This window comes from Bradyrhizobium sp. JR4.3, from assembly GCF_040547695.1.
Lineage (GTDB): Bacteria > Pseudomonadota > Alphaproteobacteria > Rhizobiales > Xanthobacteraceae > Bradyrhizobium > Bradyrhizobium canariense.
This window is the reverse complement of sequence record NZ_JBEPQF010000024.1, coordinates 43879-67276: the sequence shown is the minus strand read 5'-3', so window position 1 is coordinate 67276 and position 23398 is coordinate 43879. Positions and strand designations below refer to the sequence as shown.

General features: G+C 64.5%; 21 protein-coding genes. 14 read left to right on the top strand and 7 right to left on the bottom strand.

Going from position 1 to position 23398, the window contains the following annotated elements:
- Positions 1-89: 89 nt before the first annotated feature.
- Positions 90-866: a DUF1223 domain-containing protein gene (locus ABIB91_RS29955; RefSeq protein ID WP_007598850.1), complete on the top strand. Its 777-nt coding sequence runs from the start codon at positions 90-92 to the stop codon at positions 864-866.
- A 595-nt stretch (positions 867-1461) separates the two neighbouring features.
- A complete protein-coding gene (locus ABIB91_RS29950; RefSeq protein WP_007598853.1) occupies positions 1462-1830 on the top strand; it encodes a DUF2794 domain-containing protein in 369 nt (122 codons plus the stop codon).
- Positions 1831-1923: 93 nt separating this feature from the next.
- Here the strand turns inward: ABIB91_RS29950 and ABIB91_RS29945 are convergent, their stop codons facing one another.
- The 4 genes from ABIB91_RS29945 to ABIB91_RS29930 form a co-directional block, all read right to left on the bottom strand.
- On the bottom strand, positions 1924-2454 hold the full coding sequence (locus tag ABIB91_RS29945; protein WP_007598854.1) for a GNAT family N-acetyltransferase: 531 nt from the start codon (positions 2452-2454) through the stop codon (positions 1924-1926).
- 285 nt (positions 2455-2739) lie between these two features.
- On the bottom strand, positions 2740-3531 hold the full coding sequence (locus ABIB91_RS29940; RefSeq protein ID WP_007598855.1) for a Bax inhibitor-1/YccA family protein: 792 nt from the start codon (positions 3529-3531) through the stop codon (positions 2740-2742).
- Between the two features lie 270 nt (positions 3532-3801).
- On the bottom strand, positions 3802-6372 hold the full coding sequence (locus ABIB91_RS29935) for an ABC transporter permease (RefSeq protein ID WP_354169825.1): 2571 nt from the start codon (positions 6370-6372) through the stop codon (positions 3802-3804).
- The gene (locus tag ABIB91_RS29930; RefSeq protein WP_007604314.1) at positions 6369-7091 is read right to left on the bottom strand and encodes an ABC transporter ATP-binding protein; all 723 of its coding nucleotides are present in this window, start codon (positions 7089-7091) and stop codon (positions 6369-6371) included. Before ABIB91_RS29930 ends, ABIB91_RS29935 begins: the two co-directional genes overlap by 4 nt.
- Positions 7092-7146: 55 nt before the next feature.
- Here ABIB91_RS29930 and ABIB91_RS29925 point away from each other — a divergent pair, with 55 nt between their 5' ends.
- Entirely contained in the window at positions 7147-7794 is a 648-nt protein-coding gene (locus ABIB91_RS29925) for an arylesterase (protein WP_354169823.1), read from the top strand.
- 174 nt (positions 7795-7968) lie between these two features.
- Positions 7969-8505, top strand: a complete 537-nt coding sequence (thpR, locus tag ABIB91_RS29920) for an RNA 2',3'-cyclic phosphodiesterase (RefSeq protein ID WP_007598862.1) — start codon at positions 7969-7971, stop codon at positions 8503-8505.
- A gap of 67 nt (positions 8506-8572) precedes the next feature.
- Here thpR and ABIB91_RS29915 read toward each other — a convergent pair whose 3' ends face one another.
- Positions 8573-8827, bottom strand: a complete 255-nt coding sequence (locus ABIB91_RS29915; RefSeq protein WP_354169820.1) for a type II toxin-antitoxin system VapB family antitoxin — start codon at positions 8825-8827, stop codon at positions 8573-8575.
- 139 nt (positions 8828-8966) lie between these two features.
- Here ABIB91_RS29915 and zapE point away from each other — a divergent pair, with 139 nt between their 5' ends.
- The 10 genes from zapE to ABIB91_RS29865 all read left to right on the top strand — a co-directional run bounded on the left by zapE (position 8967) and on the right by ABIB91_RS29865 (position 21565).
- Positions 8967-10151, top strand: a complete 1185-nt coding sequence (zapE, locus tag ABIB91_RS29910) for a cell division protein ZapE (RefSeq protein WP_007598866.1) — start codon at positions 8967-8969, stop codon at positions 10149-10151.
- A gap of 262 nt (positions 10152-10413) precedes the next feature.
- Positions 10414-11382, top strand: a complete 969-nt coding sequence (gene mdh / locus ABIB91_RS29905) for a malate dehydrogenase (protein WP_007598869.1) — start codon at positions 10414-10416, stop codon at positions 11380-11382.
- Positions 11383-11599: 217 nt separating this feature from the next.
- Complete coding sequence (gene sucC, locus ABIB91_RS29900) at positions 11600-12796, top strand: ADP-forming succinate--CoA ligase subunit beta (RefSeq protein ID WP_007598871.1); 1197 nt, start codon at positions 11600-11602, stop codon at positions 12794-12796.
- Between the two features lie 4 nt (positions 12797-12800).
- On the top strand, positions 12801-13280 hold the full coding sequence (locus tag ABIB91_RS29895) for a DUF1579 family protein (RefSeq protein ID WP_007598873.1): 480 nt from the start codon (positions 12801-12803) through the stop codon (positions 13278-13280).
- A 34-nt stretch (positions 13281-13314) separates the two neighbouring features.
- Positions 13315-14199 carry a succinate--CoA ligase subunit alpha gene (gene sucD / locus ABIB91_RS29890; protein ID WP_354169817.1) on the top strand — a complete coding sequence of 295 codons (885 nt, stop codon included), beginning with the start codon at positions 13315-13317 and terminating at the stop codon, positions 14197-14199.
- Positions 14200-14336: 137 nt separating this feature from the next.
- On the top strand, positions 14337-17306 hold the full coding sequence (locus ABIB91_RS29885) for a 2-oxoglutarate dehydrogenase E1 component (RefSeq protein ID WP_007604326.1): 2970 nt from the start codon (positions 14337-14339) through the stop codon (positions 17304-17306).
- A 182-nt stretch (positions 17307-17488) separates the two neighbouring features.
- Entirely contained in the window at positions 17489-18733 is a 1245-nt protein-coding gene (odhB, locus tag ABIB91_RS29880) for a 2-oxoglutarate dehydrogenase complex dihydrolipoyllysine-residue succinyltransferase (protein WP_354169814.1), read from the top strand.
- Between the two features lie 52 nt (positions 18734-18785).
- Positions 18786-19547, top strand: a complete 762-nt coding sequence (locus tag ABIB91_RS29875; protein ID WP_088941101.1) for an SDR family oxidoreductase — start codon at positions 18786-18788, stop codon at positions 19545-19547.
- 56 nt (positions 19548-19603) lie between these two features.
- Positions 19604-21001, top strand: a complete 1398-nt coding sequence (gene lpdA, locus ABIB91_RS29870; RefSeq protein ID WP_354169812.1) for a dihydrolipoyl dehydrogenase — start codon at positions 19604-19606, stop codon at positions 20999-21001.
- Between the two features lie 33 nt (positions 21002-21034).
- Positions 21035-21565, top strand: a complete 531-nt coding sequence (locus ABIB91_RS29865; RefSeq protein WP_219681808.1) for a hypothetical protein — start codon at positions 21035-21037, stop codon at positions 21563-21565.
- Positions 21566-21669: 104 nt separating this feature from the next.
- Here the strand turns inward: ABIB91_RS29865 and ABIB91_RS29860 are convergent, their stop codons facing one another.
- Both ABIB91_RS29860 and ABIB91_RS29855 read right to left on the bottom strand, forming a co-directional pair.
- Positions 21670-22260: a DUF4337 domain-containing protein gene (locus ABIB91_RS29860; RefSeq protein ID WP_007598882.1), complete on the bottom strand. Its 591-nt coding sequence runs from the start codon at positions 22258-22260 to the stop codon at positions 21670-21672.
- Positions 22261-22360: 100 nt separating this feature from the next.
- Positions 22361-23326, bottom strand: coding sequence for a tyrosine recombinase XerC (locus tag ABIB91_RS29855; protein ID WP_354169810.1), 966 nt, complete (start codon positions 23324-23326; stop codon positions 22361-22363).
- Positions 23327-23398: the final 72 nt, after the last annotated feature.

The window sequence follows — 23398 nt, the reverse complement described above, 5'->3', positions numbered from 1 at the left end:
GGCGGACGAAAGTGTGAGGCCCGTAAGACTACGGTGACCATCCGGCGGTAAGATTTCCCTCTCACGAGCAATGGTGTACGGCGTTCGACATGACAACAATGACGGCTTCTCATCTGGTTTCACGCTGGTCCGGCGCCCTCTGGTCGGGAGCTCTTGGTCTCTGTGCAATCGTCGCCGTCATTCGTCCTGCCGAGGCTGATCCCCGCGCCGTTGTCGAATTGTTTACCTCGCAGGGCTGCTCCTCCTGCCCGCCGGCCGACAAGATCATCGGCGACCTCGCCCGCGATCCTTCGATCATCGCGCTGAGCATGCCGATCGACTATTGGGACTATCTCGGCTGGAAGGACACATTGGCCGATTCGCGCTTCTCTGCACGGCAGCGTGCCTATTCGCGCATGCGCGGCGACCGCGAAGTCTACACACCGCAGGTCGTGGTCAACGGCTCCACGCATGTCGTCGGCAGCGACCGCACCGGCATCGAAAGCGCGATCGGCAAAACCGACACGGGCACGGGCGTGATGAGCGTGCCGGTGACGATGTCGCTCGCGGGCAAGCAGATCAACGTCTCGGTGGCCGCGAGCAACGAGCCGACCGTGTCCCACGGCGAGGTCTGGATCTGCTCGATTGCGAAATCGGTGCCGATCGCGATCAGCCGCGGCGAAAATCGCGGACAGCAGGTCATCTATCACAACGTGGTGCGCAACCTGCTCAAGGTCGGCGACTGGACCGGCCGTCCGGAAAGCTGGACGGTGCCGATCGAGAACCTCACGCGCGACGGCGTCGACGGTGCCGTGGTCTATGTTCAGGACGGCAGCCGCGAGAAGCCGGGCCCGATGCTGGGCGCGGCGTATACGTCGCTGCACTGACGCGCACACTTCGAATCTTCCGACTCAAGCACGCTCTCAATCCTCATGGTGAGGAGGCGCGTCAGCGCCGTCTCGAACCATGCAGGCCCTACTGAGGCAGCTCGGCCTCGATCCTTCGAGACGCCGCTTCGCGGCTCCTCAGGATGAGGGGAGAGAGTTTGTGCGGAGATGGTGAGATATGCGTCGAGGCAGAAACATCCCGACACAGACAAAACCGACCCAAACAAAAAAGGACCAACTCGCGTTGGCCCTCCTTGTCGTGCGAACAGACCCGATCCTGACGGCCCCGGGGGGCTGGGGGCTGAGGAATCCGGAACCGAAAGGACCGGGTCAACGCACACAAGCCTTTTCGCAATGCAGGGCGGCAGTCGCTTGGCGGAAAAGCGGCGACACTATGATTCCTGCTAACGATCCCGTGACGGTTTGCCGCGACAGAGTTCCACCGCTGCGTGTGGGCGGTTTGCTCCGGTCCAGTGTCCTTCCAGGGGCCCCTTGCGGTGGGGAACAGTTGGCGCGATCATGCAACTGTCATGATCCGCGGTTCCGGGGACGGTCTTCGCGGACGCGGTCATGCTGATGCGACAGGAGGCGACCTATGAGTCTGTCGGAGGATGCCGATCCGAGCGAACAGCGCGCGGCGGCGCGCCCCGCCGCTTCGAATGCGCAGCTGAGCCGCGTGACGTTCAACCGGCTCGAGCTGCACCGTATTCTCAATCTCTACGGCCGGATGGTCGCCGACGGCGAGTGGCGCGACTATGCCATCGACTTCCTCAGGGATCGCGCCGTGTTCTCGGTCTTTCGCCGCGCCTCGGAAGTGCCGATCTATCGTATCGAGAAGGATCCGCGCCTCGCGCGCAAGCAGGGCATGTACAGCGTGATCTCGGCGACGGGCCTGATCCTGCGCCGCGGCCACGAGCTGGAGCGCGTGCTCCTGGTGATCGATCGCAAATTGGCGGTGGTGTGAGCAGGGATCCAGTAGCCCGGATGAGCGTAGCGACATCCGGGTCTTTGCTTGCAGCCTTCCCGGGTATCGCTTCGCTCACCCGGGCTACGGGCCTTACTTCCCCGGCACGCTCTTCGCGCCCTCGCCAAGATCCCGCTGCATCATCACCGTGTCCAGCCAGCGGCCGAATTTCAGCCCGACGCTGGGATGCGTGCCGATCATCTTGAAGCCGCCCTTGCTGTGCACGCCGATCGAACCCGCATTGGCGGAATCGCCGATCACGGCGATCATCTGGCGGAAACCGCGCGCCTCGCACTCGACGATCAGCCGCTCCAGCAGGAGCGCTCCGATGCCGCGGCGGTGGAAGGACGGATCGAGATAGATCGAGTTCTCGACCGTGAAGCGGTAGGCCGGCCGCGGCCGGTAGGCGCCGGCATAGGCGTAGCCGGCGACGCGCCCGTCGAGGATGGCGACGAAATAGGGGTAGCCGCCGTCGATCAGCGTACGGTAGCGGCGCGTCATCTCGGCGAGATCGGGCGGCTCCAGCTCGAACGTCGCGGTGCCCTCGCGGACAGCCTGCTGGTAGATGGCGGTGATGGCGGGAAGGTCGGCCTCAATGGTGGGCCTGATATCGGGTGCGGACATGCCGCAAGATTAGAGCCTTCCTGGGACGGCTGGAAGAGGCGAACCGCCTCCCCACGTCGTCATTGCGAGCGAAGCAGCCTCCATCTTCTCCGCTGTCATGCCCCGCGTAGGCGGGGCATCCAGTACTCCGAAACAGTGCAGCAAGAACAGAGCCGCTGCGGCGTACTGGATCGCCCGCCCCAGTGCGCAATTGCGCACAAGGCGGGCGATGACGACGTCCGGCCCACCCAAACAAAAACCCCGGCCTTTCGGCCGGGGTTCGTGTCCGTCCTCTCGCCTCAGCGCTTAGTCGCGCTGGCCGAGGAGCTGCAGGAGCAGCGTGAACAGGTTGATGAAGTTCAGGTACAGCGACAGCGCGCCGGTGATGGCCGCACGCTCTGCGATGTCACCGCCGGCCGAGGCGTAGCCGTAGATGTAGTCGTTCTTCAGCCGCTGGGTATCCCAGGCGGTGAGGCCCGCGAACACCAGCACGCCGACCACCGACACCACGAACTGCAGCACCGAGCTCGCCAGGAACAGGTTTACCAGGCTCGCGATCACGATGCCGATCAGGCCCATGAACAGGAACGAACCCATTCCGCTCATGTCACGCTTAGTGGTGTAGCCGTAGAGGCTGAGCGCGCCGAAGGTCGCCGCGGTGATGAAGAACACCCGCACGATCGAGGTGTGCGTGAACACCAGGAAGATCGAGGACAGCGAGACGCCCATCAGCGCCGCGAACACCCAGAACAGGATCTGGGCGGTCGAGGGAGCGAGACGGTTGATGCCCGCCGAGATCACGAACACCATGGCGAGCGGCGCGAGCATGAACAGCCACTTCAGCGGGCTGACGAACATCGCGTAGCCGAACGGCGTCAGGAACAGCTTGCCGACGCGGACGGCTTCCGGGGTCGGAACATCCGTCACGGCGGCCATGTAGACGCCGAGCGCGGCCAAGCCGGTGATGGCGAGGCCAATGCTCATGTAGTTGTAGATGCGCAGCATGTAGGCGCGCAGGCCGGCATCGACCGTCGCGGCGTCAACACGCCCGGCGGCCCTGCCGAAAGGAGAAGCGTAATTGCGGTCTAGGTCCGACATGGTCGAATTCCCGTTGGTTGGTCCGGTCCGGCATGAGGGTCGCCATGCCGCCGGTTCGTCAAACTCTATCTCGGATACCGATGTCTGCCGACTAAATTTTGGCTAACAATCGGGGCTCCGAACCCACTCGATATGTGGGAAACTAACACATCCGCTGCAACCGTCCACGCGCGGCTGAATGTCGCCCTTCCCTGCAATCCAGACGAGCGGACGTGGTTAATCGCCGGAATCGTGCGATTTCGCTCCCGCGCAGCCGCCCGCTACCATTTGTCACAAATTCCGCAACACCGTGGCGGGCTTTTTGTTCAACGCCAGCAGCGTGCCGGCGAGCCCGAGGCCGACCGTGACGACCAAGGCAGCCGCGACCACGCCGGCGGCGCTGCCGCCCTGCCAGACGAAAGTGAGGGTCATCAGCCGGGTCACGATCATCCAGGCCGCGACGCTGCCGGCGATAACGCCGAACACCGCCGTAGCGAGGCCAATCAGGAGGTATTCGAGGGCATAGGCGCCGAGCAGCCGCAGCCGGGTCGCGCCCAGGGTCTTGAGGATTACAGCATCGTAGACCCGGTGGCGATGGCCGGCGGCGAGCGCGCCGCCCAACACCAGGATCGCCGAGATCAGGGTCACCGCGCTGGCGCCCCGAATCGCCAGCGCCAGGTTGGTCACGACCGAGCCGACCGTCTCCATCACCTCGCGCACGCGCACGCTCGTCACCATCGGATAGGCGTCAGCAACCTCCCTGATGATCTTGCCGTCGCCGGCCGCATCGCCCCCGGCTTCCGTCAGCGTCGCGATGTGGGTGTGCGGCGCGCCCTTGAACGCGTTCGGCGAGAACACGAGGACGAAATTGATGCCGAGGCCCTGCCAGTCGATGCTGCGCAGATTGCTGATTTTTGCGGGGATGTCGCGGCCGAGGATATTGACCACGACCTCGTCGCCGAGCTTGAGGCCGAGTCCGTCCGCGATCTTCTTCTCCATCGAAACCAGCGGCGGGCCGGAATAATCGGCGCTCCACCACTCGCCCTCGACCACCTTGGAGCCTTTCGGCAGCTCGGCGGTATAGGTCAGCCCCCGGTCGCTCTGCAGCACCCACTCGGAATCGGTGCTGGGCTTGAGCTCTTCGGCGCGGACGCCGCGGGCTCCGACGATCCGCCCGCGCAGCATCGGCACGTCGTCGACCTTCGCGCCAGGGGCGATCTGGCGCAGATACGAGTCGAACTGCTCGGCCTGCGTGCTCGGAATGTCGATGAAGAAGAACGACGGTGCGTGCTCGGGCAGCGCCGCCAGGAACTGCCGGCGCAGATTGCCGTCGATCTGGGTGATGGTGACGAGCACGGCCAGCCCGAGGCCCAGCGACAGCACGACCGAGGGCGTCAGTGCGCCCGGCCGGTGGATGTTGGCAATCGCAAGCCGCAGCATCGGCCACCGCGTGCGCGGCAGCCGCCGTGCGATCGTCATCAGCAGAGCGGCAATGCCGCGCAGCAGCGCGAACACGACCACGGAGGAGGCCACGAACACCGCGGCGATGCGCTTGTCGAAGGACAGCCCGATCACGACCGCGATGAGCAGCGCGATCACGACGGCCATGAAGACGAGATAGCTCCAGCGCGGCCGGTGCCATTCGGAGCTGATGGTGTCGCGGAACAGCGCGGCCACCGGCACGTCGTGCACCCGCCCGAGCGGCCACAGGCCGAATGCAAGCGCCGTAAGCAGCCCGTAGACGAACGACAGCGCGAGTTCGTCGGCATGCACCGCCGGCACCACCGGCAGCGGCAGCAGCTTGCCGAACAGGCCGACGATTGCGAAGGGCATGGCGGCGCCGAGCGCGAGGCCGATCAGCGACCCGATCGCGGCGAGCAGGAGAACCTGGGCGAGATAGATGCCGAACACGTCGCGCCCGGTGGCGCCGACGGCCTTGAAGGCCGCGATCACCTCGAGCTTGTGGTCGATATGGGCCTTGACGGCATTGGCGACGCCGACGCCGCCGACCAGCAGCGCGGCAAGGCCGACCAGCGTCAGGAACTGCGTGAAGCGGTTGATGTTGCGCTCGAGCTGCGGCGAGGCGTTGGAGCGGCTGCGGACCTCCCAGCCGGCCTGCGGCGCAGCGTTGCGCGAATCCGCGATGAAGGCTTCGGTGGCGCGCTCGCCGTTGGCGATCTCCGGCAGCTTCACCCGGTAGACCCAGCGCACCAGGCTGCCGGGCTGGACCAGCCCCGTGGCGCGCAGGCCCGCTTCGCTGATCAGGAAGCGCGGGCCGAAGCCGATGCCGCCGGCGAGCTTGTCGGGCTCGGCTTCGACGGCGCTGCGGATCTGGAACGTCGCAGCCCCGACGGTGACGCGATCGCCGGTCTTGAGCGACAGCCGCGCCAGCAGCGTCGGATCGGCGGCCGCGCCGAACGCGCCGTCGTGCTCCGCGAGCAGGTCGGACATCGGCAGCGGCGGCGCCAGCGTCAGCTGTCCCAGCATCGGATAGGTGTCGTCGACGGCCTTCATCTCGACCAGCGCCAGCTTGCCCTCGGCCGAGCGCGCCATGCCGCGCAGTGTGGCGGCGCTCGAGACGGTGCCGCGCGAACGCAGGAAGGCGACTTCCTCCGGCTTCGCCTCGCGCTGAAACAAGACGAAGGACACGTCGCCGCCGAGCAGCGTACGGCCCTCGCGGGCGAGGCCGTCGCTCAGGCTCGCCGAGACCGAGCCGACACCGGCGATCGCCATCACGCCGAGCGCGATGCAGGCAATGAAGACGTAGAAGCCGCGCAGGCCGCCGCGCAATTCGCGCAGCGCGTAGCGCAGCGACAGCGCAACGCCATTGGGCTTCGCAAACGGTTCGGCAGCGAGGCTCATGCCGGCGCCGACTGCGTGTCGATGCGCCCGGAGCGCAGGCGGATCACGCGATCGCAGCGATGCGCGAGCGAGGAATCGTGCGTGACCAGCACCAGCGTCATGCCGCGCTCGGCATGCTTGCTGAACAGGAGGTCGACGATCTGTTGTCCCGTGGCTTCGTCGAGATTGCCGGTCGGCTCGTCGGCAACGAGGATCGCGGGATCGGGGGCCAGCGCGCGGGCCAGCGCCACGCGCTGCTGCTCGCCGCCGGAAAGCTGGGTCGGATAATGATGCAGACGGTCGCCGAGCCCAACCGATTGCAGCTCCTGCGCCGCGCGCTTGGCGGCGTCGGGATTGCCCGCAAGCTCGAGCGGCACCGCGACGTTCTCCAGGGCGGTCATGGTCGGGATCAAATGGAAGGACTGGAAGACGATGCCGACCTGGCGGCCGCGGAAGCGGGCCAGCGCGTCCTCATCGAGGGCATTGAAAGGCGTGCCGCTGACCACCACCTCTCCGCTATCAGGACGCTCCAGCCCCGCCATCACCATCAGCAGCGTGGATTTGCCCGAACCTGACGGGCCGATCAGGCCGATCGTCTCGCTCCGGCCGACGCGCAGGCTGATATCCTTGAGAATGTGAACGCGTGCCGCGCCCGTACCCAATGACAGATTGACGTTGGAGATGGCGATGGTGTCCGCCGAGCTGTCGGCGAGCGACGAGGAAGAGATGCGAGTATCCATGGTCCGGTCATATGGCAACTCCGCACGCGCGGTCGAGAGGCGTTACGGATTGTTCATGCACATAGCCGTGTTGATGCTCGCTTTGATGACGGTCGCAAATCCGGCATGGACTCCGGCTTGGGCCGAGGCGGCGAAACCGATCAAGCTGGTGGTTCTCGGCGATTCCCTGAGCGCCGGCCTTGGCCTCCCGGCCCAGGAGGCGTTCCCCACAAAACTTCAAAAAGCCTTGCAAAACAAAAGCATAGAGGTCGACATGACCAATGCCGGGGTGTCCGGCGACACCTCCTCGGGGGGGCGTGACCGGCTCGACTGGTCGGTCCCCGACGGAACCGACGGTGTGATCATCGAGCTCGGCGCCAACGACGCGTTGCGCGGCATCGATCCCGATTTGACCCGCGCCGCGCTCACCGAGATCGTCCAGCGCCTCAAGGCGCGCAAGATCGCGGTGATGCTGTGCGGCATGCTGGCGCCGCCGAATTACGGCGCGGACTATGCCGCGCGCTTCAATTCGATTTATCCGGATCTGGCGAAAAAATTCGGCGTGCCGCTCTATCCGTTTTTTCTCGACGGTGTCGCGGCCGATGCCAAGCTCAACCAGGCCGACGGCATTCATCCGACCGCGCCCGGCGTCGACATCATCGTCAGGAATATCTTGCCCACGGTTGAGGCATTCATTGGCACGATAGCTGAGCAGCGGCGTTGAAAAGCAGGCAACGCTAACCGTAATTCCCAGGGTTTTACCGGAGTAAGGCGCGCGATGCTTCGCAGAGTCACACAACTGCGATAGGAATTGAGGTACCGGTGATTCGTCGCCGGCTCTAAAATTTGGATATGATCTTTCCCTGAGATCATGCCCAAGCATCGGGAGTGCGAAACGATGCCGCGTTTGTTCACTGGTCTGGAAATTCCGGCCGAGATTGGCCAGTCGCTTTCCAATTTGCGGGGCGGCCTTCCCGGCGCCCGCTGGATCGATCCCGAAAATTATCACGTCACCCTGCGCTTCATCGGCAATATCGATGGCATGTCCGCCAACGAAATCGCCTCGATGCTGTTTCGCGTCGACCGCAAGCCGTTCGAGGTGAAGGTGCAGGGTTTGCAGAGTTTCGGCGGACGCAAGCCGCGCGCGGTGGTCGCCACCATCGTGCCGAGCAAGCCGCTGATGGAATTGCAGGCCGAGCTCGAGCGCCTGATGCAGCGGATCGGCCTCGACCCTGAAGGCCGCAAGTTCATCCCGCACGTCACGCTGGCCCGGCTGCACGACGCCACCGACCGCGACGTCGCCGATTATCTCTCGCTGCGAGGCTATTTTCCCAGCAAGGCGTTCACGGCCGAACGTTTCGTACTGTTCTCGTCCCGCGCATCGACGGGCGGCGGCCCGTATGTGGTCGAGGACGCTTATGAGTTGTGTGAGTGAGTCTGGCTCGCAGAAGATGGAGCGACGCCGACCCATATGGCGCGTAGATGCCTAGCATCGACTGAAGTCAGAATGGCAATCCGTGTTCGTCGTATCCAACTATTTCGTCGGGCATCCGGTCGGCTAATACAGGCAGCTCGCTCCAGCGTCGACGGATTGCGGCCATATCCTCCAAAAGAGCAGTTTTGCAGTACTGATTGTCGATGCGCCTGAGGCGCTCTTCGATAGCTCGCGTCGTAGCAAGGGCAACCGTCTCGCCAGTGAGTTGCGCCAGACGCCTCTCGAGACGTTCGATCTCGGAGTCCTCGATACTAAGGGCCATGCCAGGAACCTCAAAGTAGCCGCTTTAGCCCTGTGATATCTCAATTATTCGCCTCCGACCACGTGGATGTGGGCGGAGCGCATAAGCCCTTGCGCCAATACGGAGTTGCAATTTCCGCTCATCTCTGGCGGTAAAGAGCATGCTCTCGACCCCCAGTTCCTCATTCCGCGAAGCCTATCAGGCCCAGATCGCGTCCGGTGCGATCGAGCCCGACGCTGCGCAGGCCGAAATCGCCGACGCCTATGCGGCGCTTGACCAGCGGCTCGCCGATTACAAGCCGCAGCGCAAGCAGGGCCTGCTCAGCCGCCTGTTCAGCAGCGACAAGGACGAGGCGCCGCATGGGCTCTACGTCCATGGCGAGGTCGGCCGCGGCAAGACCATGCTGATGGATCTGTTCTTCCAGCACTCGACCGTCGAGCACAAGCGGCGCGCGCATTTCCACGAATTCATGGCCGATGTGCACGAGCGCATCTACGATTTTCGCCAGGGCATCGCCCGCGGCGAGATCGCCGACGGCGACGTCATCGCGCTGACGGCGCATGCGATCTTCGAGGAGAGCTGGCTGCTCTGTTTCGACGAATTCCACGTCACCGACATCGCGGACGCGATGATCCTCGGCCGCCTGTTCGCAAAGCTGCTGGAGCTCGGCACCGTGGTGGTTGCGACCTCCAACGTCGCGCCTGACGACCTCTACAAGGGCGGTCTGAACCGTTCGCTATTCCTGCCCTTTATCAAACAGATCACCGACCACATGGACGTGCTGCGGCTCGACGCGCGCACCGACTTCCGGCTGGAAAAGCTTCAGGGCGTGCCGATGTGGTTGACGCCGGCAGACACCGAAGCCGACGCCGCGCTCGACCGCGCCTGGTCGAAGATGTCAGGCAGCGCCAAATGCAAGTCGCGCGATATTTCGATCAAGGGCCGCATCCTGCACGTGCCGTGCTCGGCCCACGGCGTGGCGCGCTTCGCGTTCGCCGATCTCTGCGAGAAGCCGCTCGGGGCATCCGACTATCTCAGGCTGGCGCACGACTATCACACCATCCTGGTCGACCATATTCCAGTGATGGATTTCTCCCAGCGCAACGCCGCCAAGCGTTTCATTACGCTGATCGACACGCTCTATGACAATGCCGTGAAGCTGATGGCCTCGGCCGATGCCAACCCGATCTCGCTCTATCTCGCCAATGAGGGCAACGAGGCCAACGAGTTCAAGCGCACCGCCTCGCGCCTGATCGAAATGAGCTCGGAATCCTATCTGGCACTGCCCCACGGTCGCAAGGATTCCACCGCCAGCGGTTCGACCAAGGGGTTGGTGGAGACTTAAGTCCTATTTCACCATCTTCTCCGGCGTCATTCCGGGGCGCGACGAAGTCGCGAGCCCGGAATCCATCCTGCCGCCGACTCTGCCGCCTCATGGATTCCGGGCCTGCGCCTGTTGGCGCATCCCGGAATGACAGCCTGGGTATTCTGGCTGCTATCCCGGCAAGCCCGACAATTGGGCAACCCGTGACTTGAACGGGGGAGGCGAAAGGGATAACCACCCGTCTCAGTTTTCCCCTCCTTACGTGTCTAAAGGACAGGTTCACATGGCGCGCGACAAGATTGCTTTGATTGGCTCCGGTCAGATCGGCGGAACGCTGGCTCATCTCATCGGCCTGAAAGAGCTGGGCGACGTGGTGATGTTCGACATCGCCGAGGGCGTGCCGCAGGGCAAGGCGCTCGACATCGCGCAGTCCTCGCCGGTCGACGGCTTTGACGCGCACTACACCGGCGCCAACTCCTACGAGGCGCTCGACAACGCAAAAGTCTGCATCGTCACCGCCGGCGTGCCGCGCAAGCCCGGCATGAGCCGCGACGACCTCCTCTCGATCAACCTCAAGGTCATGGAACAGGTCGGCGCCGGCATCAAGAAATACGCCCCCGACGCTTTCGTCATCTGCATCACCAACCCGCTCGACGCGATGGTCTGGGCGCTGCAGAAGGCTAGCGGCCTGCCGCACAAGAAGGTCGTCGGCATGGCCGGCGTGCTGGATTCGTCGCGCTTCCGCTACTTCCTGGCCGACGAGTTCAACGTTTCGGTCGAAGACGTCACCGCCTTCGTGCTGGGCGGCCATGGCGACACCATGGTGCCGCTGGTAAAATATTCCACCGTCGCCGGCATCCCGCTGCCCGATCTCGTCAAGATGGGCTGGACCTCGCAGGCGCGCCTCGACGAGATCGTCGACCGTACCCGCAACGGCGGCGCCGAGATCGTCAACCTCCTCAAGACCGGCTCGGCCTTCTACGCACCGGCGGCTTCCGCGATCGCGATGGCCGAGAGCTATCTGCGTGACAAGAAGCGCGTGCTGGCCTCGGCCGCCTACCTGAACGGCGAATACGGCGTGAAGGACATGTATGTCGGCGTGCCCGTCGTGATCGGCTCCAAGGGCGTTGAGCGCGTCGTCGAGATCGAGCTCGTCGGCAAGGATCGCGAAGCCTTCGACAAGTCGGTCGGCGCGGTGCAGGGTCTGGTTGATGCCTGCAAGAAGATCGCACCCGATCTTCTGGGCCGCTAAGGTCGAAACATTCCGCCGAAGATCGAAAACCGGTCTTCGGCGGTTTCATTTCCGGGGTCCGCCAAACCTTGTTTAAGATTGGGGCGGGTCCTGGTCCGCAAGTCCAGAGATCGATGTCAGAGAATCCGGGTTGCAGTTCCTGTGGTATATGGTATGCCAGCCACAAGACTGAGGTGGGCCTACGAGGTCACCGCCCGCGGGTTCAGGGAGCGACCATATGAATATCCATGAATATCAGGCCAAAGCGCTGCTGAACGAGTTCGGCGTCGCGATCTCCAAGGGCGTTCCGGTCCTGAAGGCGGCCGATGCGGACGCGGCGGCAAAGGCACTCCCGGGCCCGGTCTGGGTTGTGAAGAGCCAGATCCACGCCGGCGGCCGCGGCAAGGGCAAGTTCAAGGAAGCCTCGGCCGGCGACAAGGGCGGCGTCCGCATCGCCAAGTCGGCCGCGGAAGTTTCCGAATTCGCCAAGCAGATGCTCGGCGCCACGCTCGTCACCATCCAGACCGGCCCCGCCGGCAAGCAGGTCAACCGCCTCTACATCGAGGACGGCTCCGACATCGACAAGGAATTCTACCTCTCGATCCTGGTCGACCGCGAGACCTCGCGCGTCTCGTTCGTGGTGTCGACCGAGGGCGGCGTCAACATCGAGGACGTCGCGCATAACACGCCTGAGAAGATCGTGACCTTCTCGATCGATCCCGCGACCGGCATCATGGGCCATCACGGCCGCACCGTCGCGAACGCGCTGAAACTCTCCGGCGATCTCGCCAAGCAGGCCGAGAAGCTCACCGCGCAGCTCTACGCGGCGTTCGTCGCCAAGGACATGTCGATGCTGGAGATCAACCCGCTGGTCGTGACCAAGCAGGGCCAGCTCCGCGTGCTCGACGCCAAGGTGTCGTTCGACGACAACGCCCTGTTCCGTCACCCCGAGGTGCTCGCGCTGCGCGACGAGACCGAGGAAGACGCCAAGGAAATCGAAGCGTCGAAACACGACCTCAACTACGTCACCCTCGACGGCAATATCGGCTGCATGGTCAACGGCGCCGGCCTCGCGATGGCGACGATGGACATCATCAAGCTCTACGGCATGGCGCCGGCGAACTTCCTCGACGTCGGCGGCAGCGCCAGCAAGGAGAAGGTCGCGGCCGCCTTCAAGATCATCACAGCGGACCCGAACGTAAAGGGCATCCTGGTCAACATCTTCGGTGGCATCATGAAGTGCGACGTGATCGCCGAGGGCGTCACGGCCGCCGTGCGCGAGGTCGGCCTCAGCGTGCCGCTGGTGGTTCGCCTCGAAGGCACCAATGTCGAGCTGGGCAAGAAGATCATCCGTGAATCCGGCCTGAACGTGGTGCCGGCCGACAATCTCGACGACGCCGCGCAGAAGATCGTGAAGGCCGTCAAGGAAGGCTGAGGCCATGACCCAGGACCATCTCGCTGCATCATCCCCGCTGCCGGAGCACGCGCGTCTTGCCGCGTTCGCCGGTGAATGGAATGGCGAAGAGGTGGTCTTTCCGTCGCGCTGGACGGAGGGCGGGACGGCGACCTCTCACGTCGTGGCCCACATGGATCTCAACGGCTTCTACCTGATCCAGGACTCGGTCCAGACCCGCGACGGCAAGCAGAGCTTCGCCACCCACGGCATCTTCACCTTCGACCGCGAAGACCGGACCTACAAATTGTTCTGGTACGATTCGCTCGGCTACACGCCGCCCTCGCCTGCCTCCGGCGGATGGGTCGGCAAGACCCTGACGCTGGTGCGCGGCTCGCTCCGCGGCAATGCACGCCACGTCTATGAAATCATCGACGACGATTCCTATTCGTTGAAGATCCAGTTCTCGCCGGACGCGGAAGGCTGGGCCGACGTGCTCACCGGCGTCTACCGCCGCATCCACTGACCTCTCACTCGTTAGTTTCGCGAAAGCAGACCTCATGTCCATCCTGATCGACAAGAACACCAAGGTCATCTGCCAGGGCTTTACCGGCAAGAACGGCACCTTCCACTCGGAGGCCGCGATTGCCTATGGCACCAAGATGGTCGGCGGCACCTCGCCCGGCAAAGGCGGCGCGACGCATCTGGGCCTGCCGGTGTTCGACACCGTGCGCGAGGCGCGTGAGAAGACCGGTGCCGATGCATCGGTGATCTACGTGCCGCCGCCGGGCGCGGCCGATGCGATTTGCGAGGCCATCGATGCCGAGATCCCGCTGATCGTCTGCATCACGGAAGGTATCCCGGTCATCGACATGGTCAGGGTGAAGCGTTCGCTGGCCGGCTCCAAGTCGCGCCTGATCGGGCCGAACTGCCCGGGCGTCATGACCGCAGGCGAGTGCAAGATCGGCATCATGCCGGCCAACATCTTCAAGACCGGCAGCGTCGGCATCGTCTCCCGCTCGGGGACCCTGACCTACGAAGCCGTGTTCCAGACCACCCAGGAAGGCCTCGGCCAGACCACCGCGGTCGGCATCGGCGGCGATCCGGTCAAGGGAACCGAGTTCATCGACGTGCTGGAAATGCTGCTCGGCGACCCCAAGACCGAGTCGATCATCATGATTGGCGAGATCGGCGGTTCCGCCGAGGAGGACGCTGCCCAGTTCCTCAAGGACGAGGCCAAGCGCGGCCGCACGAAGCCGATGGTCGGCTTCATCGCCGGTGTCACGGCCCCTCCCGGCCGCCGCATGGGCCACGCCGGCGCGATCATTTCGGGCGGCAAGGGTGACGCCGGTTCCAAGACCGACGCGATGAAATCGGCTGGAATTACAGTGTCCCCGTCTCCCGCTCGGCTCGGGCATACGCTTGCCGAAAAATTGAAAGCCTGATTCACACCTTCGTAATTTTCCGGGCGAAGTTTCGCAGCAAATAGGGTAAATGGTGCCTGTCGCGCTGGTCCTCTGCCGGGGAGCCCAGCGCCAGCGCCGTTTGTTATGCGCGAACCGAAATCGCCAGGAACTCAAGTATGTCTCGCCAAGACGCGAACGCAGCCTTTGCCCTCTCCTCCTTTTTGCAGGGCACCAACGCCACCTACATCGACGAAATCTACGCCCGCTACGAGAAGGACCCGTCCTCGGTGGATGCCGAGTGGCAGGACTTCTTCAAGAGCCTCAACGACCAGCCGGGCGACATCAGCAAGAACGCCCAAGGCCCGTCCTGGGAGCGCGCCAACTGGCCGCTGACCCCGCAGGACGATCTGACCTCCGCGCTCGACGGCAATTGGGCCGAAGTCGAGAAGACGGTCGGCGCCAAGATCGCCGCCAAGGCGCAGGCCAAGGGCGGCGACAAGGGCGGCGGCCTCTCCTCCGCCGATTTGCTCCAGGCCACCCGCGACTCGGTCCGCGCCTTGATGCTGATCCGGTCCTACCGCATGCGCGGCCACTTCCACGCCAAGCTCGATCCGCTCGGCATCGAAGCCCAGCGCAATCGCGAAGAGCTCGATCCGCGGACCTACGGCTTCAGCGAAGCCGATTTCGACCGCAAGATCTTTCTCGACCATGTGCTCGGTCTCGAATACGCCAGCTTGCGCGAAATCACCGCGATCTGCGAGCGCACCTACTGCCAGACGCTCGGCGTCGAGTTCATGCACATCACCAACGCCGCGCAGAAGGCGTGGATCCAGGAGCGGATCGAGGGGCCGGACAAGGAAATTTCCTTCACCCGCGAAGGCCGCCGCGCCATCCTGATGAAGCTGGTCGAAGCCGAAGGCTTCGAGAAATTCTGCGACACCAAGTTCACCGGCACCAAGCGCTTCGGCCTGGACGGTGCTGAATCGCTGATCCCCGCGCTCGAGCAGATCATCAAGCGCGGCGGCAATCTCGGCGTGAAGGAGGTCGTGCTGGGCATGCCGCATCGTGGCCGCCTCAACGTGCTGACCCAGGTGATGGGCAAGCCGCACCGCGCGCTGTTCCACGAGTTCAAGGGCGGTTCGGCCAATCCTGATGCGGTCGAAGGCTCGGGCGACGTCAAATATCACCTCGGCGCGTCCTCGGATCGCGAGTTCGACGGCAACCGCATCCATCTGTCGCTGACCGCCAACCCCTCGCATCTCGAGATCGTCGATCCCGTGGTGCTCGGAAAAGTCCGCGCCAAGCAGGACCAGCACGGCGATCCGCCGGATATGCGCATCTCGGTGATGCCGCTCCTGATGCACGGCGACGCCGCGTTCGCCGGCCAGGGCGTGGTCGCGGAATGTTTCGGCCTGTCGGACCTGAAGGGCTACCGCACCGGCGGCTCCGTGCACTTCATCGTCAACAACCAGATCGGCTTCACTACCTATCCGCGTTATTCCCGTTCGTCGCCTTACCCGTCCGACGTGGCGAAGATGATCGACGCGCCGATCTTCCACGTCAACGGCGACGATCCGGAAGCCGTCGTGTTCGCGGCCAAGGTCGCGACCGAGTTCCGGCAGAAATTCCACAAGCCCGTCGTCATCGACATGTTCTGTTACCGCAGGCATGGCCATAACGAGGGCGACGAGCCGGCTTTCACCCAGCCGGTGATGTACAAGAAGATCGCGGCCCATCCGTCGACGCTCGAGCTCTACGCCCGCCGTCTCATCAGCGAAGGCGTGCTGACGGAGGGCGAGGTCGAGAAGGCCAAGGCCGACTGGCGCGCGCGGCTCGATGCCGAACTCGAAGCCGGCTCCGGCTACAAGCCCAACAAGGCCGACTGGCTCGACGGCAAATGGGCCGGCTTCAAGATCGCGGATCAGGAAGAAGACGCGCGGCGCGGCGTCACCGGCGTCGACATCGCCGCCCTGAAGGACATCGGTCGCAAGATCACCAAGGTGCCGGATGGTTTCCGCGTCCACCGCACCATCCAGCGCTTCCTCGAAAACCGCGCCAAGGCGATCGACGGCGGCACGGGCATCGACTGGGCGACCGGCGAGGCGCTGGCGTTCTGCACGCTGCTCAACGAGAACCACCATGTCCGCCTGTCCGGACAGGATTCGGAGCGCGGCACCTTCTCGCAGCGCCACTCGGTCCTGATCGACCAGGAAGACGAGAGCCGCTACACGCCGTTCAACCATCTCGGTCACGAGCAGGGCCATTACGAGGTCATCAACTCGCTGCTGTCGGAAGAAGCCGTGCTCGGCTTCGAATACGGCTATTCGCTCGCCGAGCCGAACACGTTGACCCTGTGGGAAGCGCAGTTCGGCGACTTCGCCAACGGCGCGCAGGTCGTGTTCGACCAGTTCATCTCCTCGGGTGAGCGCAAATGGCTGCGCATGTCCGGACTCGTCTGCCTCCTGCCGCACGGCTATGAAGGCCAGGGACCAGAGCACTCCTCGGCGCGCCTGGAGCGTTATCTCCAGATGTGCGCGGAAGACAACATGCAGGTGGTCTATCCGACCACGCCGGCGAACTATTTCCACGTGCTGCGCCGGCAGCTCCACCGCGAGATCCGCAAGCCGCTGATCGTGATGACGCCGAAGTCGTTGCTGCGTCACAAGCGGGCGGTGTCGCGTCTCGAGGAACTCGCGAAGGGAACGACCTTCCACCGCATCCTGTATGACGACGCCCAGATGCTGCCGGGCGAAGCGGTCAAGCTCGTTCCCGACGAGAAGATCCGCCGCATCGTGCTCTGCTCGGGCAAGGTCTATTACGACCTCTACGAGGAGCGCGAGAAGCGTGGCATGGACGACATCTACCTGATGCGCGTCGAGCAGCTTTATCCGGTGCCGCTCAAAGCGCTGGTGGCCGAGCTGTCGCGCTTCAAGAAGGCCGAAGTGGTGTGGTGCCAGGAAGAGCCCCGCAACATGGGTGCCTGGCACTTCATCGAGCCCTATCTGGAATGGGTGCTGAACCAGGTGAACGGTGCGAGCCGGCGTCCGCGTTATGTCGGCCGCGCCGCCTCCGCCGCGACCGCCACGGGTCTGATGTCGAAGCATCAGGCGCAGCTGAAGGCGTTCCTGGACGAAGCATTGAGCTGAACTTTTTCGAGCTGCGTCATGCCCCGCCTTGTGTGCCATGGCGCACTGGAGCGGGGCATCCGGCAAACCGTGGCGTCCGTGGTGAATGCGAACGTTTCGGCTTGCTGGATGGCCTGCTTTTCGCCGGCCGATGACACCTGAAAATTCCCGACCGCATTGGCGATCTCCTTAAGGAAAAGACCATGACTGAAATTCGTGTGCCGACCCTCGGCGAATCCGTCACCGAGGCCACCATCGGCCGCTGGTTCAAGAAAGCAGGCGATGCTGTCGCCGTCGACGAGCCCTTGGTGGAGCTCGAGACCGACAAGGTCACCATTGAGGTCCCGGCGCCGTCCGCGGGCACGCTGAGCGAGATCATCGCCGCAGATGGCACGACCGTTGCGGTCGGTGCGCTGCTCGGACAGATCACCGAGGGCACGGCCGGCGTCGCAAAGACGCCCGCCAAGCCGGCTGCCGCGCCCGCGCCTGCTCCCGCCGCGGCGGCTCCATCCGCCGCCCCGGCCGCGTCGAAAGCACCGCCGGCCGACTCGCCGCTCGCGCCCTCCGTGCGAAAGCTCTCGGCCGAGACCGGCATCGACGCCTCGACCGTTCCCGGCTCCGGCAAGGACGGCCGTGTCACCAAGGGCGACATGCTCGCCGCGATCGAGCGTGCGGCCTCGGCGCCGACCCCGGTCAACCAGCCGGCCGCAGCGGTCCAGGTTCGCGCACCCTCGCCGGCCGATGACGCAGCCCGCGAAGAGCGCGTCAAGATGACCCGGCTGCGCCAGACCATCGCGCGCCGCCTCAAGGACGTGCAGAACACCGCCGCCATGCTCACGACCTTCAACGAGGTCGACATGACCAACGTCATGGCGCTGCGTGCGCACTACAAGGATGCGTTCGAGAAGAAGCACGGCTCGAAGCTCGGCTTCATGGGCTTCTTCACCAAGGCCGTCGTGCAGGGGCTGAAGGACATCCCGGCCGTCAACGCCGAGATCGACGGCACCGACCTGATCTACAAGAACTACTACCACATCGGCGTCGCCGTCGGCACCGACAAGGGCCTCGTCGTGCCCGTGGTGCGCGACTGCGACAACAAGTCGATCGCGGAGATCGAGAAGGGCATCGCCGATTTCGGCCGCCGTGCCCGCGACGGCCAGCTCAAGATCGACGAGATGCAGGGCGGCACCTTCACCATCACGAACGGCGGCATCTACGGCTCGCTGATGTCGACCCCGATCCTGAACGCGCCGCAGTCCGGCATTCTCGGCATGCACAAGATCCAGGAGCGGCCGATGGTCGTCGGCGGCAAGATCGAGGTCCGCCCGATGATGTATCTGGCGCTGTCCTACGATCACCGCGTCATCGACGGCAAGGAAGCCGTGACCTTCCTTGTTCGCGTCAAGGAGAGCCTGGAAGATCCGGCGCGCCTGGTGCTCGATCTCTGATCGCTGATGCTCTGCGAGCGCCGTCGCCTTTCGCGACGGCGCGTGTCGAACCATGGAGACGCGCGTGACGGATAAAGTCGTTGTCATCACCGGCGGCAGCCGCGGCATCGGGCGGGCGACCGCGATTGCGGCGGCCGCGCGCGGCTTTCGCGTCGTGGTCGGCTATGCCAGCAACAAGACCGCCGCCGACGAGGTGGTCGCCGAGATCGCGGCCAGCAACGGCAAGGCCATCGCGGTGAAATGCGACGTCGCCGAGGAAAGCGATATCCTGGCGCTGTTCAAGGCCGCGGACGCGTTCGGCACGCTCGGGGCGCTCGTCAACAATGGCGGTATTGTCGGGACCAGCGGCGTGCGCGTCGACGAGATGTCGGCCGAGCGCATCCAGCGCGTGATGGCGGTCAACGTCACCGGCTCCATCCTCTGCGCGCGCGAAGCAGTGAAGCGGATGTCGACCAGGCACGGCGGCCAGGGCGGCGTCATCGTCAATCTGTCGTCGGTTGCTGCCAAGCTCGGCGCGCCGAACACCTATGTCGACTATGCCGCGTCCAAGGGCGCGATCGATTCCTTCACCGTCGGCCTCGGCCATGAGGTTGCCGGCGAGGGCATTCGTGTCGCGGGCATCCGGCCCGGCCTGATCGACACCGAAATCCACGCTGCCGGCGGTGAGCCCGACCGCGCCCATCGTCTGGCCCATATGGTGCCTATGAAGCGCGTCGGTACTGCCGATGAAGTCGCCAATGCCATCGTCTGGCTGATGTCGGACGAGGCCTCCTACGTCACCTCAGCCATTCTCGATGTGTCCGGCGGACGCTGACGCGCCGCGCGGACGCTGACACATCCCTCAACGCTAAACTTACGGGACTTTCTCTCATGGCATACGATCTCGTCGTCATCGGCACCGGACCGGGCGGTTATGTCTGCGCGGTGCGTGCAGCGCAGCTCGGCATGAAAGTCGCCGTGGTGGAAAAGAACGCGACGCTCGGCGGCACCTGCCTCAATGTGGGCTGCATGCCGTCGAAGGCGCTGTTGCACGCCTCCGAAATGTTCGAGGAGGCCGGACACTCCTTCGCCAAGATGGGCGTCAGCGTTTCCGCGCCGAAGCTCGATTTGCCTGCGATGATGAACTTCAAGCAGCAGGGCATCGACGGCAACGTCAAGGGCGTCGAGTTCCTGATGAAGAAGAACAAGATCGACGTGCTCAAGGGCGCCGGCAAGATTCTCGGCACCGGCAAGGTCGAGATCTCCGCCGACGGCAAGTCGCAAGTGATCGAGACCAAGAGCATCGTGATCGCCACCGGCTCGGACATCGCGCGGCTCAAGGGCATCGAGATCGACGAGACGCGCATCGTGTCGTCGACCGGCGCGCTGTCGCTGGACAAGGTCCCCGGCAAGCTCTTGATCGTCGGCGCCGGCGTGATCGGCCTCGAGCTCGGCTCAGTGTGGAAGCGTCTCGGCGCCGAAGTCGTCGTCGTCGAATTCCTCGACCGCATCCTGCCCGGCATGGACGGGGAGATTGCCAAGCAATTCCAGCGCATCCTGGAGAAGCAGGGCTTTACGCTCAAGCTGGGTGCCAAGGTCACGGGCGTGGACACCTCCGGCAAGGCGCTGAAGGCGACGGTCGAGCCCGCCGCCGGCGGCGCTGCCGAGACGCTGGAAGCCGATGTCGTTCTCGTCTGTATCGGCCGTGTGCCGTACACGGATGGGCTGGGCTTGAAGGAAGCCGGCGTTGCGCTCGACAATCGCGGCCGCGTGCAGATCGATCCGCACTTCGCCACCAGCGTGAAGGGCGTCTATGCCATCGGCGACGTCGTCGCGGGCCCGATGCTCGCGCACAAGGCCGAGGATGAAGGCGTCGCGGTTGCCGAGATCATCGCGGGGCAGGCCGGCCACGTGAACTACGATGTTATCCCAGGCGTCGTGTATACCACGCCGGAAGTATCCTCCGTCGGCAAGACCGAGGAGGAGCTGAAGCAGGCGGGCGTGGCTTATACGGTCGGAAAGTTTCCCTTTACCGCCAACGGCCGCTCCAAGGTCAACCAGACCACCGACGGCTTTGTGAAGATTCTCGCAGATGCGAAGACCGATCGCGTGCTCGGCGTGCACATTATCGGCATTGAGGCCGGTGAAATGATCCATGAGGCGGCCGTTCTCATGGAGTTTGGCGGCAGCGCGGAGGATCTCGCGCGCACCTGCCACGCGCACCCGACCCGCTCCGAGGCCATCAAGGAAGCCGCGCTTGCAGTCGGCAAGCGGGCCATCCATATGTAGGTGGCGCCCAGCGCCGAATCGGGCGGGAAACACATGCTACGCCGCCTGCTTCAACCGGTCTGGGTCCTGCTTGCGATCATCTTCCTGATCGAAGCCTGGCTGTGGGACCATCTCGAACCGATCGTCGCGCGGGTTGTCGCAATTGTCCCGCTCGCCCGGTTCAAGCAATGGCTGTCGGACCGCGTCGATGCGCTGTCGCCGGCGATGACGCTGATCGTGTTCGCCGTGCCCATCATCCCGCTGTTTCCGCTCAAGCTGGTCGGCCTGTGGCTGCTCACGCACGAATACTGGACCAGCGCGGTCTTCACCATCGTGTTCGCAAAGCTGCTCGGGGTCGGTGTCACCGCCTTCGTGTTCGACGTGACGCGCGACAAGCTGATGGAGATGCACTGGTTCGAGCGGCTTTATGATCTGGTGCTGAAGCTGCGTGCCAAGGCCGCCGAGCTGGTCGATCCGGTCAAGCGGCGCATCAAGGAGCTGATCGCCGGCAACGGCGAAGGCTGGTCCTCACGAACCCTCCGCCTGATCCAGCGTTTTCGCAAGAGCGTGCACGAAGCGCGTTGAGCGTCGACGCAATGAGCGTCGCGTAGCCCGGATGAGCAAAGCGACATCCGGGATTCCTTATTGTGGCTCCCCGCATGTCGCTGCGCTCATGCGGGTTACGAGCCTCAATGCAGATGCAGCAGATGCGGCGACCATGCGCCGAGCACGGTCATTCCAAGTCCGGCAAGCGACAGCAGGCCCGCGATCCAGGCGAGCGGTAGCATGCCGGTGATGATCGTCGCCGAGGCCAGGACGATGCCGATCTGGAAGGCGGCGGACGCCAGCTCGAAGTGATGATATTTCGCAGTCGCCTCGTCGCGTTCATGCTCGGCGTGCTTGGCCTTTTCGGCCAGCTGCTCGGTGCCTTCGCCGGTCTCGGGCTCGGAGCGGTAACGCTGCGCGGTCTTCTGCCAGTCCTCGATCTGCTTCTGCACGGCCACCTTGTTGGCCTCGTCGCTCGCCGCGCCGAGGATGAGCTTGCCCTGGTCGGCCATGGTCTGCACCACGGTGCGGCGGATGCTCTTGGCCTGGAAGAAGGCCCAGAGGTTGGAGGCCTCGACGTTCTTGCTGATCGATTCGGTCTGGGCGCCCTTGCCGAGCGTCTCGGAGATCGCCAGGAACAGCGCCAGAACGGCGATCAGGAGCGCGATCTTCTTGTTCGACCCGGACGCGTGTTCGGCGTGCTCGGCGTGCTCCATGCTTTCATGTGCGCTCATAAGTCCCTCCTGGCTCGGCTCCCCACGATTGACCGAACCGCGGGCGCCGCGCAAGAGGCATGCGCGCCGAGAGGCTTGGTATGACAGCTTCATGTCAGCATCAGCGCCGCGGATGCGCGCTGGCATAGACTTCGAGCAGCCGCTCTGCGTCGATGCCGGTATAGATCTGCGTGGTCGAGAGCGAGGCATGGCCGAGCAATTCCTGGATCGCGCGCAAATCGCCGCCGCGCGACAACAGATGCGTGGCGAAGGAATGCCGGAGCGCGTGCGGCGTGGCGCTGTCGGGCAGGCCGAGCGCGCCGCGCAGCCGCTCCATCGCGAGCTGGATGATGCGCGGGCTCAACGGCCCGCCGCGTGCGCCGACGAAGATCGGGCCTTCGGCCGGCAGCGGATACGGGCACATCGCGACATACTCCTGCACCAGTTCGAGCACGTTCTGGAGCACCGGCACCATGCGGGTCTTGTTGCCTTTGCCTGTCACGATTAGCACGTCGCCTTCACCGGGACGCGGCACCTCGCGGCGCGTCAGCCCCAGCGCTTCGGAGATGCGCAGGCCCGAGCCGTAGAGGAGTGCCATCACCGCGGCATCGCGCGCCAAAATCCAGGTCTCGCGATCCTCGCCGGCGCGCTCGTCGGCGTCCGCAAGACGTTTGGCCGACGCCATCGGCAGCGGCTTTGGCAGGCTCTTTGCGACTTTCGGCGCGCGGATCGCCGAGAGTGCGCCGACCTTGCCCTTGCCTTCGCGTTCGAGGAAGCGGCCAAACGAGCGCAGGCCCGCGAGTGCGCGCATCAGCGAGCGCCCGGCAATATCATCGGCGCGGCGCATCGCCATGAAGGCCCTGATATCGGTGGCTTCCAGCGCGGCGAAACGCTTCAGCGTCACCCGCTCGCCCCAATGGCCGCAGAGGAAATTCAGGCACTGCCGCAAATCGCGGCCATAGGCCTCGAGCGTCTTCGGCGACAGCCGTCGCTCCGCGCCGAGATGCGACAGCCAGCGCGTCATCTCCTGCGCGATGTCAGGATCGGCGCTGGCGAGCTCGATCTGTGGGGCGGCCGCTTTGCTCATGCGCTCTGGACGTGGTGATTCCACTCAGTATATCGCATCACACTCGTTTATCGTTCGCTAAGGCCGCCTCAG